We start from the raw sequence: 16527 nt of genomic DNA on the forward strand, positions 1-16527 counted from the left end.
ACATCGCAGCCAGGACCCGCGGTCAGTCGTCGACCAGGACCATCTCGCCCGAGGTGGCGAACACCCACGACACGGCGATGCCGGCCGTGAAGTGCTGGCGCCGCTGCACCAGCGGGCTGTCTTCGAAGGTGGCGCCGTCGAGGTGGTCGTAACGCACGAAGGCGCCCATCCAGGTGCGCTCGAAGCGCCGCGACACGGACGCCAGCGCCTGCCAGCCGGCGAAGCCACCGCTGGCGCGATAGGCCGGGCGTTGTGCCGTGGCGTCCGCGGCGTCGACGCCGTAGAAGTGTTGGTGGTAGTGGCGCGTCGCGAACATCGGGCCGCCCAGCAGGCCCACGTGCCAGCCGCCGGCCACACCGTCCAGGTCGAGGTTCAGGTTGGGGGTGAACACGGTGCCGATGCTGCGCGGCGAGCGCTCGAGCGTGATGGCGGTGCGCACCGGCAGGCGCAGGTCCAGACGCGCGCCGCGCGACCCGGAGCGCCACAGCGTGACGTTCAGATTGGGACCGATCTCGACCGTGGCGGGCAGGTCGTCCATGCCGGCCCGGGCACCGTCGTCGCGGTTGCGACTCGGCGGTGAACCGTTGACGCTCAGATCGATCTCGACATTGCGCGCATCCAGCAGCACGGCTCGCGCGCCCTCGCGATCCGCGCGCAGCCATTCGCCACGGTAGGCCACGTACGGCACCGGCAACACGTGGTTGCTGCGCTCGGCCGCCCCCCGGTAGTCGGGCAGGCTCAGCCCGCCGACGCCCAGGCCCAGTTCCCACAGGGGCCGCGCGACGCGCCGGCGGTCGGGCTGGGGGCTGGTGGTATCAGATGACACGACCACATCGGACGGCGCCACCGGTTCGGCCGTCGGTGCCGCCCACGTGGCACCCGTCCAGCCGAGGCCCAGCGCCAGCGCCAGGGGGAGCAAAGGATTGCGGTTCATCGGCGGCCCCCTGCCCCGGTGTCGATCACGCTCTGGGCTTCGATCTCGACCAGCAGGTCGGCGCGGCAGATGTCGGCGCGCAGGTAGACGGCGTCGCGTGCCGCGGGCGACGCCGGGCCGACGCGCTGCTCGAAGGCCGTGCGCACGGCCTCGAGGTCGGCTCGGTCGCGCACATAGACGGTGTAGTCGAGCCGGTCGAGCCGGTGCCCGGACGCGGCGTCAACCGCCCGGGTATGCGGCGCGGCGGCTTGCAGCACCGCCTCGATGTTGTCGAGCGTCTCGATGGTCTGACGTCGCACGTCACCCAGATGCAGCGTGGCATGCCCGACGATGCTCGCGGTGCCGGAAATGAACAGCGCCTCGCGGTCGCCGCCAAGCGGCGCCACCGCGGCACGTGAGAAGGTGGGGCTGCGCGGGCCGTATTCCTTGGGATAGTGGTAGGCGCTCACCTGACGGGGATTTTCGATCGCCTGCGGCGGCACCTGGCCGGCCAGGAAATGCACGGTCAGCGGGCCCCCTTCGGTGCCCAGCGCGCAGGCCGCCGGCGCACCGGCAAAAGCGGGGCGACGTGCCGCCAGGAAGGCCTGCTGGCGCCCGACGTTGAAGTGCCGGTAACGCTCCAGGCCGTCGCACGGCTGGTTGATGCCGGCGACGTAATTCCACAGCCTCAGCAAATGCGGGCAGCCGCTGTTCTCGAGCAGTTCGAACAGCTCGGCGTAAGCCCGCAGTGCGGCGGCCTGCAGCCCGCCCGGCTCGCGCCGGTCGTCGATGCAGGCGGTCCCGTAGAGCCACTGCCCGTTGGTGCTGTAGCTCAAGCAACCGCGCTGGAAGTGACGCACCTCGCCCGTCACCCACCAGGCTTCGCCCACCGGTCGGGCGGGCAGCAGCAAGGCCGGCGCGGCCTGGTCGACCCCTTCCTGCGGGAGGTGCCAGCGCTGCGACAACAATCCGTTCGTCGCATTGGCGCGACCGGGCTGGGCGGTGTCGCCATCGGCACGCAGGCGCCGGAACGACAGGGGATGCGCGGCCGACACGGCCGACTCGGACAATACGGCCGTCACGAACTGCTCACCTCGACGTCGCGGATGTTCATCCTGCGCTGCTTCCAGGCGCGGAAGGTGCGCCCGAAATTGCGCAGCGATTCCATGTAGTACAGGCCCTTGAGCACCCGCAGCGCGCCCCAGATCGGCGTCTTGCCATAGATGTCGCCGGCCAGCAGCGACAGCAGCGCCTCCTTGACCCGCCACGGATTGGCCGGGTACATGAAGAACTCGCGCATCGTCGGGTTGGTGACGCGGAAGATGAACCACGAGAATTCGCGCGGCCCGAATCGCATCATCGACTCGAAGCGTTTGCGCGCGGCCGCCGCTTCACGCGGGCGGTCCAGCGTGGTGGTGACCACCTCCACGCCGGCAAAGGCGCTTTGCATCGCGAGGTAGACGCCGGACGAGAACACCGGGTCGATGAAGGCGAAGGCGTCGCCCAGCATCATGTAACGCTCGCCGGTGCAATGGCTGGCGCTGTAGGAATAGTTGCCGGTGGCGTGCACCTGGTCGTCGACCAGCTCCGCGTCTTTCAGGCGGTCGGCCAGCTCGGGGCTCATCGCGATGGTGTCGCGGAAGAACTCGACCAGCGGCTTCTGGCGCGACTTCAGGTAGTAGGGCCAGCAGACCGCCCCGACGCTGGTGGTGCCGTCGGCGAGCGGAATGAACCAGAACCAGCCGTGCGGAAACCACAAGATGCTGATGTTGCCTTCGAGCTTGCCCTCGAGCCGGCGCGCGCCGCGGAAGTGCCCGAACAGCGCCGAGCTGTTGTGCTTGGGGTTCTTCTGCTTGCACTTGAAGTGGTTGGCCAACAGCGTGTCGCGGCCCGAAGCGTCGACGAGGAAGCGGGTGCGCCAGGTCTGGCGCGCGCCGTCGTCGAGTTCCACCAGCACCGTGGCACCGTCGTCGTCGAAGCTCACATCGCGCACGCGATGGCCTTCGAGCGTGCGGGCGCCTGTTTTCGTCGCGTGGCGGAACAGCAGTTCATCCAGTTCCGAACGGCGGACCTGCCAGGCGTACGGCATGGATTTGTCCCAGGCGTCGCCAAATTCGAGGTAACTGCGGTGCTGGTGCTGCGGCGAGACGAATTCGACCCCCCACTTGGCCATGCCGATGCGCTCCACCTCCTCGCGCAGCCCGAGCTGATCGAACAGCTGGACGTTGGCCGGCAGCAACGATTCGCCGATGTGGAAGCGCGGGTGGTGTGCCTTCTCCATCACCACGACGTCGCGGCCTTGGCGCGCCAACAAGGTGGCAAGGGTGGAACCGGCGGGGCCACCGCCAACGATGAGCACCTCGCAGGACAAGGTGTCAGAAGGCTGGGATGCGGTGTTGGATTCCATGGATCGGGACGGCTGTCTCGGCCGGTGCAGCGCCGTCTGCTAGTGCGTCTGTCGGGGCGTGCCGGGGGTCGACACGAGGCGCGATTCTAGCCCGGGGTCTCCCCTTGCCCTGTCGCCTGTTTGGGGGATAACTCGGTGATTCCCGGCATATTTCTCAGCTGCGGCGTCGGCGGTGTCGTGAAAGAACTAATGCATATGCGAAAAGGTTCACGACCAGCACGACCGCCCCGAGCCAGGCCTGGATCGAGGCGGTCAGCCCGACCGGGTAGAGGATGGGCATCAGGTAGTGCTCGACGAACGACCCCTGGTACCCCGCCTCGCCCCCCAATGCCCGCAACCGGTTCTCGAACGGCGTGAGGGGGCAGATGCCGGCGCTGAACTCGATCCAGATGCCCCAGGCGACGGCCGGCAGATGCAACCACGCCAGCCGTGGCCACCGCCACACCAGCAGCCCGCCGAGCATCACGAACACGACAAAGGCGAGATGGGCAGTGACCAGCGCGTCGGCGAGCAGGCGATAAATCATGGACGAAAGCGGTATCGGTGAAAACGCGAAACCGAGGTCTTGCGGCCGGCAGCAGCGGCCTCGTCGCACCGCCGGCAGTGGTAGCCTGCGCGGCATGCGACTGCGCACTGAACAGCAACAGGAACTCCTCGGCGAATGGCAGGCCTTGTGCGAGCGGCTGGGCCTCGCCGGCCGTGCCGGCGTCGGCGTCGGCACGGCCTTGCTGCAGGCCTGGAGCCGCTGGCCGCGCCGCTACCACGACACGCGGCACTTGCTCGCCTGCATCCGCCATTGGCGCGAGTGGGCCGGCCACACCGAGGACCCGGACGCCGTGGCGCTCGCATTGTGGTTCCACGACGCAGTCTACTGGCCCTGGGCACGGGACAACGAAAGGCGCAGCGCCGACTGGGCGCGGCGCTTCATCGTGCAGGCCGGGCTGCCGGCGTCGCGGGCCGGCGAGCTGGCCGAGCGCGTCGACCGGCTCGTGATGGCCACGCTGCATCACGACGGGCCGCTCGAGGGCGACGCCCGCTGGGTGGTCGACATCGACCTCGCCATCCTGGGCCAAGCGCCGGCCGTCTATGACGGTTTCGAGGCGGGCGTGCGCAGCGAGTACCGGTGGGTGCCGGCGCGCGCGTATGCGCATGGCCGCAGCAAGGTCCTGCGCGGCTTTCTCGCGCGGCCGCGCATCTATGCCACCGACGTCTTTCATCAACGCTATGAGCAAGCCGCCCGCGCGAACCTTGAACGCGCCCTCGCCGCGCTGCAGCCCTCCTGAGCATGAGCCATACACCACGGGCCGAAGCGGCATGCACCGCAGCACGCCGCACGGAGGTCAAGCCATGAGCACCACCCTCACCGCCGCCCCCTCTCCTGCCAATCCCTGCGTGCGCTGTGGCGCCTGCTGCGCCAGCTTTCGCGTCGACTTCGCGCGCGAAGAACTCGACGAAGCCGGCGGCCATGTGCCGGCCGGCTTGACCGTCGACGTGACCGAGCACACCTGCCGCATGCGCGGCACCGACCACGCACGCCCGCGATGCGCGGCCCTCGTCGGCACGGTGGGGCAGCAGGCGCACTGCGGCATCTACGAATGGCGCCCGTCGCCTTGCCGGGAATTCGCCCCCTGGGCGCCGGCCGGCGTGGGCGACGACGCCTGCACGAGGGCGCGGGCACGCCACGGTTTGCCACCGCTGTAGCGGCCTCCGGGCTGCCCAGCGCCGCGCCGATCGGAAATGCGTGGCACGTTGGAAATAACCGACACCACACGTTTTTTGCCGGTGCTACTGTCCTGTCATGAAACGCCTGTGGGACATCTCGCCGCCTCTGGCGGCCGGCAGCCCGGTCTTTCCCGGCGACACGCCGTATCGGCAGCAATGGACAGCCACGATGGGGCCAGGCTGCCCGGTCAACGTGAGCCAGATCACCACGTCGCCCCACGCTGGCGCGCACGCCGATGCTCCGCTGCACTATGCCGAGGGCGCGGCGGCCATCGGCGCGGTCGACCTGCATCCCTATCTCGGCCCCTGCCGGGTCGTGCATTGCATCGGCGTGCGGCCGCTGTTGCGCATCGAGCATCTCGCCGCCGCCTGTGACGACGACACCTTGCCACCCCGGGTGCTGGTGCGCACCTTCCAACAGGCGCCGGTGCAGCACTGGGTCGACGACTTCGCCGCCTTTGCGCCCGAGACGCTGGAGTGGCTGGCCGACCGCGGTGTGCAACTGGTGGGGCTGGACACGGCCTCGGTCGACCCGGCCGACAGCAAGACGCTCGACGCGCACCAGGTGCTGCGTCTTCGCGACCTGCGCGTGCTCGAGAACCTGGTGCTCGACGCTGTGCCCGCCGGCGACTATGAACTGATCGCGCTGCCGCTCAAGCTGGTCGAGGCCGACGCCAGCCCGGTACGCGCGGTGCTGCGAGAGCTTTGAGCTTTTTTCTTTTTCTCTCTCTCTCCCTCTCTCTGAGGAGCTGTCTCGATGACGAGTCGTGAAGACTGCCTGGCGCGAGACCAGGCCGACCCCCTGGCGTGTTTGCGCGGGTTGTTCGACCTGCCCGACGGCACGCTGTACCTCGACGGCAATTCGCTGGGTGTGCTGCCGAAGGCGACAGCGGCGCGGGTGCAGGAGGTGGTGCGACACGAATGGGGTGTCGACCTGATCAAGAGCTGGAACAGCGCCGGCTGGATGGACCTGCCGCGCCGCGTGGGCGACAAGATCGCGCAGCTGATCGGCGCCGGGCCCGGCGAGGTGGTGGTGGCCGACTCGACCTCGGTCAACCTCTACAAGGTGCTGATGGCGGCCGCGCGCCTGCAGCAGGAACGCTCGCACGAGCGCCGCGTGATCGTCTCCGAGCGCAGCAACTTCCCCACCGACCTCTACATCGCACAAGGCGTGTGCGAACCGTTGGGCTGGGAGTTGCGACTGCTCGACGCGCACGAGCTCGAAGCCGGTTTTGCGCCGGACACCGCGATCCTGCTGCTGACCCACGTCAACTACCGCACCGGTCGTATGCACGACATGGCCCACCTGACGCGGTTGGCACACGAGTGTGGCGCTCTGGCCGTGTGGGACCTGGCGCATTCGGCCGGCGCGGTGCCGGTCGACCTGACGGCATGCGAGGCCGACTATGCAGTGGGCTGCGGCTACAAATACCTGAACGGCGGCCCCGGCGCACCGGCCTTCGTCTGGGCCCATCCGCGACATGCCGACCGCTTCGCGCAGCCGTTGTCCGGCTGGCTCGGGCATGTGGCGCCGTTCGAGTTCTCGCCGCACTACACGCCGGCGCCCGGCATCGCGCGGTATCTGTGCGGCACACCGCCGGTGCTCTCGTTGGCCGCGTTGGAGTGCGGCGTGGACACGGTGCTGGCCGCCGAGCCACACGGCGGGTTGTCGGCCTTGAGGGCCAAGTCGCTGGCCTTGAGCGAGCTGTTCGTGCAGCTGGTCGACACGCGCTGCGCCGGGCACGGGCTCACGGTGGTGTCGCCGCGCGACGCAGGACGGCGGGGCAGCCAGGTTTGTTTGAGCCGTGCTGAGGGTGGCTACGCGGTCGTCCAGGCCCTGATCGCCCGCGGCGTGATCGGCGACTTTCGCGCCGGCGACAGCCGCACGCCCGACATCCTGCGGTTCGGCTTGACACCGCTCTACACACGTTATGTGGACGTGTGGGACGCAGTCGAACACCTGCGCCAGGTGCTGCAGGACGGCGAATGGCAACGGCCCGAGTTCCACCGGCGCCAGGCGGTGACGTAAGGAGTGGTCGCACGACCGTCATTGCACGCCATTCGACCTGCCCAGTCTTGACCTCATCGCATCCGAAGCGACCTGATCTCCGACGACCCATTGGTGCCCCTCATGGAACCACAACAGCCCCCACCCGCCACGCCCGAGCAGATCGTCCATGCCGAACAGGCGCGGCTCGATTTCGCACGCGAGATGAGCTACGGCGATTACCTCCGCCTCGACGAAGTGTTGAGTGCGCAGCACCCGCTTTCGCCGGACCACAACGAGATGCTGTTCATCGTGCAGCACCAGACCAGCGAACTGTGGATGAAGCTGCTGCTGCACGAACTGCGCGCCGCGATCGAGCATGTGGCACACGACGAGTTGCCGCCGGCCTTCAAGATGCTCGCCCGCGTGAGCAAGATCATGGAGCAGCTGGTGCATGCCTGGGATGTGCTGGCGACGATGACACCGCCGGAGTACTCGGCGATCCGGCCCTATCTGTCGAACTCGAGCGGCTTCCAGAGCTGGCAGTACCGCTGCATCGAATTCCTGCTGGGCAACAAGAACGCCGCGATGTTGAAGCCGCACGCGCACAAGGCCGAGCGACTGGCCGAGGTCGAGCAGGCGTTTCGCTCACCGTCGCTGTACGACGAGTCGTTGCGGCTGCTGCAGCGGCGGGGTCTGCCGGTGCCAGCCAGCCATCTCGAACGCGACTGGACCCAGCCGTATGTCGAGAGCGCGGCGGTCGAGCAGGCCTGGCTGCAGGTGTATCGCGACCCGCGGCGTTATTGGGACCTGTACCAGCTGGGCGAAGAGCTGACCGACGTCGAGGACGCGTTCCGGTTGTGGCGCTTCCGGCACGTGACGACGGTGGAGCGGGTGATTGGGTTCAAGCGCGGGACCGGGGGGACGTCGGGGGTGGGGTATCTGCGGAAGATGTTGGAGGTGGTGTTGTTTCCGGAGATATGGCGGTTGAGGACGGATTTGTAGGAGGCTTGGCTTGGTGTTGTCTACACCCCGCACTCCAACAACACGAGCAAGAGCATCCACTCAACAAGTGCCCGCGCCCACCCCAAAAAGTAAACCCGACGCAGAGTGTCTCCACTCCGCGCCGGGCAACCGGGCCTCTGTAGCACAGGGCCCCCGGAAGTCGGTCGCCTCCCTGACGGCCCCTTGCCTAGAAGACAAGGACCGCCCCTATCGACCGCTCCCGAGGAGATGGCCACCACCACCAGCAGCAACAACATCAACATCAACTCGAACCATCGCCGATGGCAGTGGTGCTTGGGCGTTGCGCCGAGGCCCCGGTATCTCCCGTGGTGTCCTCGCCGCGATGACAGCGTGGACGCAAGTGTTGCAGCCTCGGGGTAAACCCACCATCCCCCACGGGAGGGACCTGCAGCCCCTCACCCAAGGGGTTCCCCTGGCAGATGTACCATCGCGGTCTTGCCCTGATTCATCACACTCCATCAGCACCGCACTGACGCACATCACCATGAGCCAACAGATCGCCAACGTCGCCGTCAACACGCAGGCCAACGTCTATTTCGACGGCAAGTGCATCTCGCACACCATCACCTTGCAGGACGGCACCCGCAAGAGCGTCGGTGTGATCCTGCCGTCGACCCTGACCTTCAACACCGGCGCACCGGAAGTGATGGAGACCGTGGCAGGCGCTTGCGAAGTGAAGCTTGCAGGTCAAAACAACTGGACGCGTTATGCGGCAGGTCAGCGCTTCGACGTGCCGGCCAACTCGAGCTTCGAGATCAAGGTGGAAGGCGAGCCCTACCACTACATCTGCCACTTCGGTTGAACCACCTGCCGCTTGCAGCGCAAGACGCAATCAAAGTAGCACAGCAATGCAAAGCAGAAGGGCCGCGGATGTGCGGCCCTTCTGCTTGGTGCTTGCGGGCGCATCACCCGCAAGCCGCTTCAGCGGTTCTTGGAGGCCGGCGTCGTGCCGCCCTGCACACCGAGGCGACCGCCGGTGCCCAGACCACCGCGCACTTCCTGCGCCCTGTAGTTGCGCACCGCCCGCACCATCTGGTTGTACGAATCCGCAAAGGCGGCGATCACGACCTTGCCCTGCGGCGTGTTGCCATAAGCACTGGCGCCCACCGCAGTGCCCCTGAAGGCACCCGCCAGCAGACCGAAGTCGGTGTTGCGCGAACTGCCCTCGGCGGCAGCCAACTGCACGCCCGAGCGGTTGTCGATCAGGGTGAGCATGGTCGACGCTTCGTTGAACTTCATCTGGCCGCCCACCAGCGCCGCGACCGTGCCGACACGCCCGCCCACCAGGCCGCCGAGGCCGCCGGTGTCTTTCTGGCTGAAGGTGACGCTCGGGCTCATCGTGTAGTCCGCGGCGACCATCTGGCCCTTGGCGAAGTTGCTGCCCTCGCGCAGTTCGCCGCTGTCTTGCAGGCCCCGCTCCTGGCGCATGTTGTGCATCGCCTGGCCGCGCTCGACCACCACGAAACAATTGGACTGCTGCACCAGCATGCGCAGCACCGGGATGGTGGATTGCAGGCGATGGCTGCGCATTTCGCTGTACCAGGACGATCCCTGGTCTTCCACCAAGGCCACCGTCCCGAGCGACTCGCTGCAGCGCTCCATCTCGGAATTGGCGTTTTCGGCCGTCGAGCCGGCCGTGGCGCCGGTGGCCACCGTCTTGGCCCGGCTGTCGCCCATCGTCGGGCTGGTGGCCATGCAACCGGCCAGCGCCAGCGCCGCCGCAACCGCACCTGCGCTGCGCACCCAAGGCCGATGCATCACGACATCTGCCACACCACCCACTACCGTTTTGGACACCGCTTCCATCTGCACCCCTCCAGGCAAGTCGGCCCGTCTTGGTCACGCTGCTGCACCTCCGAAAACAGTGGAGATGCGAACAGCCGATGCGGGCCATCGTCATTCATCAAGGTGCGAGATGGTAGCCAGCATGGGGGGGTTTGGCTGTCCCTAACACTAGGTACATCCATTCGGGGGGCCGGCCGCCACAGTGCGCCTCCCGATACAACACCGGGCAGGGCCCACCGCCTGGGCCCCGCCGGCACAAACGCCGCCCCCCTCGTTCTTGTCGTGCTCCCTGTCGTTGTTGTGATGCTGCAGCGCAATATGCCGCGCGCGCATGGCGGCCGTGTGACAGCGGGAACGACGCCCCAGCGTCAGATCACCAGCGGCTCCGGTTCCAGCCGAATGCCGAAGCGCCCGTACACACTTTCCTGGATGGCGCGCGCCAGCGTCACCACCTCGGCGCCGATGGCCCCGCCCCGGTTGATCAGCACCAGCGCCTGCTTCTCGTAGACGCCGGCGCGGCCGATGCTCTTGCCTTTCCAACCGCAGGCGTCGATCAACCAGCCGGCGGCGAGCTTGTAAGTGCCGTCGGGCATCGGGTAGTGCACGATCTCCGGGTCGCGGCCGATGATGTCGCGGCACTGATCTTCGGTCACCACCGGGTTTTTGAAGAAACTGCCGGCGTTGCCCATCACGGTCCAGTCGGGCAGCTTGGCGCGGCGGATCTCGCAGATCCAGTCGTAGACCTGGCGTGCCGTCGGCTGGTGCTGCCCGGTCTCGGCCATCTTGCGCTCCAGGTCGAGGTAGCCCAGCACCGGCTGCCACGGCTTGGGCAGCCGAAAACGCACCCGCGTGATCAGGCTCTTGCCGGCCAGCGCCTGCTTGAAGATGCTGTCGCGGTAACCAAAGCGACACATCGAGGCGTCCAGCCGGACGCTGCGGCCAGTGATCAGGTCGACCGCGTCCAGCGTATCGAATCGGTCTTTCAGCTCCACGCCGTAAGCGCCGATGTTCTGCACCGGCGAGGCGCCCACTGTGCCGGGGATCAGCGCCAGGTTTTCCAGCCCGGGCAGGCCCTGGTCGAGCGTCCAGGTGACGAAATCGTGCCAGTTCTCGCCGCCGCCGGCCTCGACGATCCAGGCGTCGGCGCGCTCGTCGACCACCCGCCGGCCCGGCACCTCGACCTTTAGCACCAACTGGCTCACGTCGCGCGTCAGCACGATGTTGCTGCCGCCCCCCAGCACGAACTTCGGCGCCCGGCCCAGGGTGGCATCGCCGAGCACACGGCGCACGTCGGCGTCGGCCTCGATGCGCACCAGGGTCTGGGCCACCGCCGGCAGGCCGAAGGTGTTATACGGTTTGAGGCTGACGCCCGTCTCGATTTGCATGGCAGAATTTTCGCCTATTCCCTCCAAGGACTGCGTCTACTGACGCCGCCGCCGACACACAGCACTATGCCCAGCTTCGATACCGTCCTCGAACCCAACCTCGTCGAAGTGCGCAACGCCGTCGACCAGAGCAACAAGGAAATCGGCACCCGCTTCGATTTCAAGGGCACCGACGCCCGCATCGAACTCAAGGACAAGGAACTGACACTCTACGGCGACAGCGACTTCCAGCTCGGCCAGGTGCTCGACGTCCTGACCGTCAAAATGACCAAACGCAGTGTCGACGCACGTTTTCTCGACATCGGCAAGATCGAGAAAATCGGCGGCGACAAGGTCAAGCAGGTGATCAAGGTCAAGGCCGGCATCGAGTCCGAGCTGGCCAAGAAGATCCAGCAGCTGATCAAGGCCAGCAAAATCAAGGTGCAGGCCAGCATCCAGGGTGACGCCGTGCGCATCAGCGGCACCAAGCGGGACGACCTCCAGGCCGCGATCGCGCTGCTGCGCAAAGACGTCACCGAAGTGCCGCTGACGTTCAACAACTTCCGCGATTGACCCGCTGATCCTGCCAACGGCCCCGGCCCGCCACGCCGCTCCACGACACGCCCACGGGCAAGAAAACCGACTCCGATGAAGTTCTTTCGCTGCGGCCTGGCCGTGATGACGGCACTGCTGTGCCAAACCGGGCTTGCCCAGACCGTCGCGCTGACCGGCAGCCTGGGCAGCAACAAGGCCTTGCTGATGATCAACGGCACGCCACGCACGCTGGCCGTGGGCGCCAGCGCCGACGGCGTGCGCCTGGTCAGCCTGAGCGGCGGGCAGGCGGTGGTCGAAGTGGGCGGTCAGAAGCAGACCCTCGCGCTCGGCGGGTCGCCTGTCAGCCTGGGCGGTCGCGGCGGCAGCGGGGGCGGCACCCGCATCGTGCTGACCGCCGGCGCCGGGGGCCATTTCGTCACACAGGGCCAGATCAACGGGCGCAGCGCGCGCTTCCTGGTCGACACCGGCGCCACCTCGGTGTCGATGGCGGTCAGCGACGCCGAGCGCCTGGGCGTCAAGTACCAGGACGGCCAGCCCATCTACCTGAACACCGCGAACGGCGTGGTGCAGGGCTATCTGGTGTCGCTGCATTCGGTGCGCGTGGGCGACGTCGAGCTGTACAACGTACAGGGTGTGGTGGCGGCACGCGAGATGCCCTACATCCTGTTGGGCAACAGCTTCCTCAACCGCTTCCAGATGAAGCGCGAGAACGACCAGTTGACCCTCGACAAGCGTTTCTGACGGTGCTCCCCGGGTCTACCCTTATGTCGCCGCTGAGACAGGGTTTTGCGAACGATCGTGCTTAAACTGCTCCGCTAAGCCTGGCGTGCCGGCAGCGGCAGCCGCAGCGAAGGAGACACAGCAATGGATTTGAACTTCACGCCGGAAGAACAAGCCTTCCGCGAGGAGATCCGCGCCTGGGTGCGGGCCAACCTCCCCCAGGACATTAGCCACAAGGTGCACAACGCCCTGCGTCTGCACAAAGACGACTTTCAGCGCTGGGCCAAGATCCTGGGCAAGAAGGGCTGGCACGGCTGGGCCTGGCCCAAGCAGTTCGGCGGGCCCGGCTGGAACGCCATCCAGCGTCACCTGTTCGAAGAAGAATGCGCCCTGGCCGGCGCGCCGCGCGTGGTGCCCTTCGGCCCCGTGATGGTGGCCCCGGTGATCATGGCCTTCGGCACCCCCGAGCAGCACAAGCGTTTTTTGCCCGGCATCATGAGCGGCGACGTCTGGTGGAGCCAGGGCTATTCCGAGCCCGGCGCCGGTTCCGACCTGGCATCGGTCAAGACGCGGGCCGAGCGGCGCGGCGACAAATACATCGTCAACGGCCAGAAGACCTGGACCACGCTCGGCCAGTACGGCGACTGGATCTTCTGCCTGGTGCGCACCAGCACCGAAGGCAAGCCGCAAACCGGCATCTCGTTCCTGTTGATCGACATGAAGTCGCCCGGCATCACGGTGCGCCCCATCATCACGCTCGACGGTGAACACGAGGTCAACGAAGTGTTCTTCGACAACGTCGAAGTGCCGGCCGAAAACCTGGTGGGCGAAGAAAACAAGGGCTGGACCTACGCCAAATACCTGCTGGCCCACGAGCGCACCAACATCGCCGATGTGAACCGCGCCAAGCGCGAGCTGGAGCGCCTGAAGCGCATTGCCAAGGCCGAGAAATCCGGCGGGCGTTCGCTGATGGACGACGTGCGCTTCCGCGACCAGCTCGCCCAGATCGAAGTCGACATCGTCTCGCTCGAAATGATGGTGCTGCGGGTGCTGTCGGCCGAACAGGGCGGCAAGCAGGCGCTGGACGTCGCGGCACTGCTCAAGATCCGCGGCTCGGAGATCCAGCAGCGCTACACCGAGCTGATGATGCTGGCCGCCGGCCCCTACTCGCTGCCCTTCATCCACGAAGCGATGGAAGCCGGCTGGCAGGGCGATTACGTCGGCGCCGCCCACTGCGCGCCGCTCGCCTCGACCTACTTCAACGTTCGCAAGACCACCATCTACGGCGGCTCGAACGAAGTGCAGCGCAACATCGTCGCTCAGACCGTGATGGGCTGAGGCCGGCAGGCAGGAAGGAAGCAGCAAATGGACTTCGATTACACCGACGACCAGCAACAGTTGCGCGACGCCGTGCAAAAGTGGGTCGAAAAGGGCTACGACTTCGCCCGCCGCCATGCCATCGTCAAGGCCGGCGGCTATTCCGATGAAGCCTGGCGCGAGATGGCCGACCTGGGCCTGATGGGGCTGGCCGTGCCCGAAGCGCACGGCGGCCTCGGCTTCGGGCCGGTGGAGGCGATGGTCGTGATGGAGGAGCTGGGCCGCGGCATCGTGCTCGAGCCGTACGCGGCGGTCGCCCTGGTGGGCGCCTCCCTGCTCAGCCGTCACGCCCCGGAGGCGGTGCAATCCGCCTGGCTGCCGCGCGTGGCCACCGGCGAAGCGAAAGTGGTGCTGGCGCATCAAGAGCGCGACGCCCGCTACGTGCTGCGCCACGTCACCACCGCGGCCCGCCAGCAGGGCGACGCCTGGACCGTGAGCGGCAGCAAGAGCGTGGTGCCCGTGGGCCATCTGGCCGACGCCTTCATCGTGCCGGCCCGGGTCTCGGGCGCGGTCGACGCGCCCCAGGGCATCGCGCTGTTCCTCGTCGAGCGCGGCGCCAAAGGCGTGACCACCCGTCCCTATTCGACGCAGGACGGCGCCCAGGCGGCCGACGTCGGTTTTGCCGACAGCCCCGCGACCTTGCTGGTCGGCCCTGACGACGGGCTGTACGCGCTGGAGGCTGCGGTCGATGTCGGCATCGCGGCGCTCAGCGCCGAGGCGGTCGGCGCGATGGACAAGCTGCTTGCCGTGACGGTCGAATACCTCAACACACGCAAGCAGTTCGGCGTCACGATCGGCACCTTCCAGGCCTTGCGCCATCGCGTGGCCGACATGAAGATGCAGCTCGAACTGGCCCGTTCGATGAGCTACTTCGCGACGCTCAAGCTCGGCGAGGACGCACCGCAGCGCCGCCGCGCGCTGTCGCAGGCCAAGGTGCAGCTCGGTCAGTCGATGCGCTTCGTCGGCCAGCAGGCCATCCAGCTGCATGGCGGCATCGGCGTGACCGACGAGTACATCGCCGGCCACTACTTCAAGCGGCTCACCTGCATCGAGATGACCTTCGGCGACACGATGCACCACCTCGGCGAGGTGTCGGCCCGCATGCAGGACACCGCGGGCGTTTTCGCCTGACGCGCGGCGCCGCGGCGCGCCATCGAAGGCCGGGCCACCCGAGGGTGTCGCCCGGCCTTGTTCATTTCGGGCGAGGCCTGCACAGCCGCTAGACTTGCGGCCCTCGGCGGGCCCTTCTGCCCCGCGCCCTCGTCATCTGCTGGAGACTCCCCCGATGCGCCTGGCTCAAGTTCTGTTTTCGCAAGGCTTCGGCACCCGCCGGGAGTGCGAGAACCTCATCCTGGCCGGCGAAGTGCGGCTGCAGGGCCAGGTCTGCGACGACCCCGACCACGACGTCGACACGCGCGGCCTGGTGTTCACCGTCGAAGGCCGCGACTGGCCCTTTCACGAAAAGGCCTACCTGATGATGCACAAGCCGGCCGGCCATGAATGCTCGCAAAAGCCGTCGGCGTGGCCCAGCGTCTACACGCTGCTGCCGTCGCCGCTGCGACTGCGCGACGTGCAAGCCGTCGGACGGCTCGACCAGGACACCACCGGCCTGCTGATCCTGACCGACGACGGCGCGCTGATCCACCGGCTCACGTCGCCCAAAAAACACGTGCCCAAGGTCTACGAAGTGGGCACGGCCGACCCGATCACCGACCGGCAGATGGCCCAGCTGCTCGCCGGCGTGGTGCTGCACGACGACCCCAAGCCGGTCGCGGCGGCCGCTTGCGAGCGCGTCGCCGAGCGGCATCTGCGCCTCACCTTGACGCAAGGCAAATACCACCAGGTCAAGCGCATGCTGGCCGCCGCCGGCAACGAGGTGGTGACGTTGCACCGCAGCCGTTTCGGCGCCCTCGAACTGCCGGCCACGCTGGCTCCCGGGCAGTGGTGCTGGCTGGCCGGGCCGCAGGACATCCTGGCGCCGGCCGGGGCATCTTGAGCCGCCCAAATCGCTCACGCCGACGGTGATGAGGCGGGTGAAAGCAGTCTCTGGGCCGGAGGACGTTCAAGCCAGCGCGCGACCGCAACGGCAACCGACACCGTCACGACCACCATCCACAGCAGCTCCGTCACCCAGAACGCGGGTATGGACTCCCCCACCGCCCACAGCAGCACCACCAGCACCAGCGCCGCGTAGCCCGCGTACATCGACGCCAGCAACCAGCAGGGCCGCCTGAACAGCACCGCCACGGCAACGCCGTAGACGACACCGACGTAGCCACCGATGAGCGCACCGGAGCGCAACCACAACTGATCCACCAGCCACCGCTCGCCCCACCAGCCGCCCAGCGTGTGCACCAAGGCGGTGACCTCGACATACATCGCGGCCACCAGGCTCCCCAACACCGGCAACAGCAGCAAACGCGTGGACAGCCCGAACTGCAGCGGCACACCGCGGCGACGAAGCACGACGGCGAGACCCACCATGCCGATCACCAGGGCCAACGCCAGCCCCTGGGCTGACGGCAGGCAGCGGGCCTTGAGCTGGCCCAGCGCCGCGAAGAACAGCGTGAACCAGAACGCGCTCGCGCGCACCCACCGTGGCTTCATGATCGACCTCCCTCGTTTTGGTCCGGCGCCCGGGTTCATGGTGCCCCGGTGCAGCGCGCAGTGT

At 67.5% G+C, this 16527-nt stretch carries 18 protein-coding genes; 11 read left to right on the forward strand and 7 right to left on the reverse strand.

All coding sequences use genetic code 11. The annotated features are described in order from the left end of the window. Positions 1–22: 22 nt before the first annotated feature. The 4 genes from AAW51_RS18890 to AAW51_RS18905 all read right to left on the reverse strand — a co-directional run bounded on the left by AAW51_RS18890 (position 23) and on the right by AAW51_RS18905 (position 3846). Positions 23–934: a MipA/OmpV family protein gene (locus AAW51_RS18890; protein ID WP_083438412.1), complete on the reverse strand. Its 912-nt coding sequence runs from the start codon at positions 932–934 to the stop codon at positions 23–25. Continuing rightward, positions 931–1995: a chorismate transformation FkbO/Hyg5 family protein gene (locus AAW51_RS18895; RefSeq protein WP_053013739.1), complete on the reverse strand. Its 1065-nt coding sequence runs from the start codon at positions 1993–1995 to the stop codon at positions 931–933. Before AAW51_RS18895 ends, AAW51_RS18890 begins: the two co-directional genes overlap by 4 nt. Further along, positions 1992–3320, reverse strand: coding sequence for an NAD(P)/FAD-dependent oxidoreductase (locus AAW51_RS18900; protein WP_047195845.1), 1329 nt, complete (start codon positions 3318–3320; stop codon positions 1992–1994). The genes AAW51_RS18895 and AAW51_RS18900 overlap by 4 nt, the downstream gene beginning before the upstream one ends. Positions 3321–3474: 154 nt before the next feature. Continuing rightward, positions 3475–3846, reverse strand: coding sequence for a DUF2784 domain-containing protein (locus AAW51_RS18905; RefSeq protein WP_047195846.1), 372 nt, complete (start codon positions 3844–3846; stop codon positions 3475–3477). Positions 3847–3940: 94 nt separating this feature from the next. Here AAW51_RS18905 and AAW51_RS18910 point away from each other — a divergent pair, with 94 nt between their 5' ends. The 6 genes from AAW51_RS18910 (at position 3941) to ppnP (ending at position 8857) form a co-directional block, all read left to right on the forward strand. Beyond that, positions 3941–4603, forward strand: a complete 663-nt coding sequence (locus AAW51_RS18910) for an HD domain-containing protein (RefSeq protein WP_053014034.1) — start codon at positions 3941–3943, stop codon at positions 4601–4603. 64 nt (positions 4604–4667) lie between these two features. Further along, positions 4668–5021 (forward strand): YkgJ family cysteine cluster protein, encoded by a 354-nt coding sequence (locus AAW51_RS18915; protein WP_047198033.1) that lies wholly within the window; start codon positions 4668–4670, stop codon positions 5019–5021. A gap of 97 nt (positions 5022–5118) precedes the next feature. After that, a complete protein-coding gene (gene kynB / locus AAW51_RS18920; RefSeq protein ID WP_047195847.1) occupies positions 5119–5751 on the forward strand; it encodes an arylformamidase in 633 nt (210 codons plus the stop codon). A 48-nt stretch (positions 5752–5799) separates the two neighbouring features. Next, positions 5800–7071: a kynureninase gene (gene kynU / locus AAW51_RS18925; RefSeq protein ID WP_047195848.1), complete on the forward strand. Its 1272-nt coding sequence runs from the start codon at positions 5800–5802 to the stop codon at positions 7069–7071. A gap of 102 nt (positions 7072–7173) precedes the next feature. Further along, positions 7174–8034, forward strand: a complete 861-nt coding sequence (kynA, locus tag AAW51_RS18930; RefSeq protein WP_047195849.1) for a tryptophan 2,3-dioxygenase — start codon at positions 7174–7176, stop codon at positions 8032–8034. A 505-nt stretch (positions 8035–8539) separates the two neighbouring features. Further along, positions 8540–8857, forward strand: coding sequence for a pyrimidine/purine nucleoside phosphorylase (gene ppnP / locus AAW51_RS18935; RefSeq protein ID WP_047195850.1), 318 nt, complete (start codon positions 8540–8542; stop codon positions 8855–8857). 119 nt (positions 8858–8976) lie between these two features. Here the strand turns inward: ppnP and AAW51_RS18940 are convergent, their stop codons facing one another. Continuing rightward, a complete protein-coding gene (locus tag AAW51_RS18940; protein WP_238947633.1) occupies positions 8977–9861 on the reverse strand; it encodes a CsgG/HfaB family protein in 885 nt (294 codons plus the stop codon). 347 nt (positions 9862–10208) lie between these two features. Further along, a complete protein-coding gene (murB, locus tag AAW51_RS18945) occupies positions 10209–11225 on the reverse strand; it encodes a UDP-N-acetylmuramate dehydrogenase (RefSeq protein ID WP_047195851.1) in 1017 nt (338 codons plus the stop codon). A 66-nt stretch (positions 11226–11291) separates the two neighbouring features. Here murB and AAW51_RS18950 point away from each other — a divergent pair, with 66 nt between their 5' ends. The 5 genes from AAW51_RS18950 to AAW51_RS18970 all read left to right on the forward strand — a co-directional run bounded on the left by AAW51_RS18950 (position 11292) and on the right by AAW51_RS18970 (position 15852). Next, positions 11292–11777: a YajQ family cyclic di-GMP-binding protein gene (locus AAW51_RS18950; protein WP_047195852.1), complete on the forward strand. Its 486-nt coding sequence runs from the start codon at positions 11292–11294 to the stop codon at positions 11775–11777. 75 nt (positions 11778–11852) lie between these two features. Next, a complete protein-coding gene (locus tag AAW51_RS18955; RefSeq protein ID WP_238947634.1) occupies positions 11853–12500 on the forward strand; it encodes a retropepsin-like aspartic protease family protein in 648 nt (215 codons plus the stop codon). Positions 12501–12623: 123 nt separating this feature from the next. Beyond that, entirely contained in the window at positions 12624–13817 is a 1194-nt protein-coding gene (locus AAW51_RS18960; RefSeq protein WP_047195853.1) for an acyl-CoA dehydrogenase family protein, read from the forward strand. A 27-nt stretch (positions 13818–13844) separates the two neighbouring features. Next, positions 13845–14987 (forward strand): acyl-CoA dehydrogenase family protein, encoded by a 1143-nt coding sequence (locus AAW51_RS18965; protein WP_047195854.1) that lies wholly within the window; start codon positions 13845–13847, stop codon positions 14985–14987. 154 nt (positions 14988–15141) lie between these two features. Next, complete coding sequence (locus AAW51_RS18970; protein ID WP_047195855.1) at positions 15142–15852, forward strand: pseudouridine synthase; 711 nt, start codon at positions 15142–15144, stop codon at positions 15850–15852. A 14-nt stretch (positions 15853–15866) separates the two neighbouring features. On the opposite strand, the gene AAW51_RS18975 is transcribed toward AAW51_RS18970, so the two are convergent. Continuing rightward, a complete protein-coding gene (locus tag AAW51_RS18975) occupies positions 15867–16463 on the reverse strand; it encodes a hypothetical protein (RefSeq protein WP_047195856.1) in 597 nt (198 codons plus the stop codon). Positions 16464–16527: the final 64 nt, after the last annotated feature.

It is taken from the genome of Caldimonas brevitalea (assembly GCF_001017435.1).
Taxonomy (GTDB): Bacteria; Pseudomonadota; Gammaproteobacteria; order Burkholderiales; family Burkholderiaceae_C; genus Caldimonas; species Caldimonas brevitalea.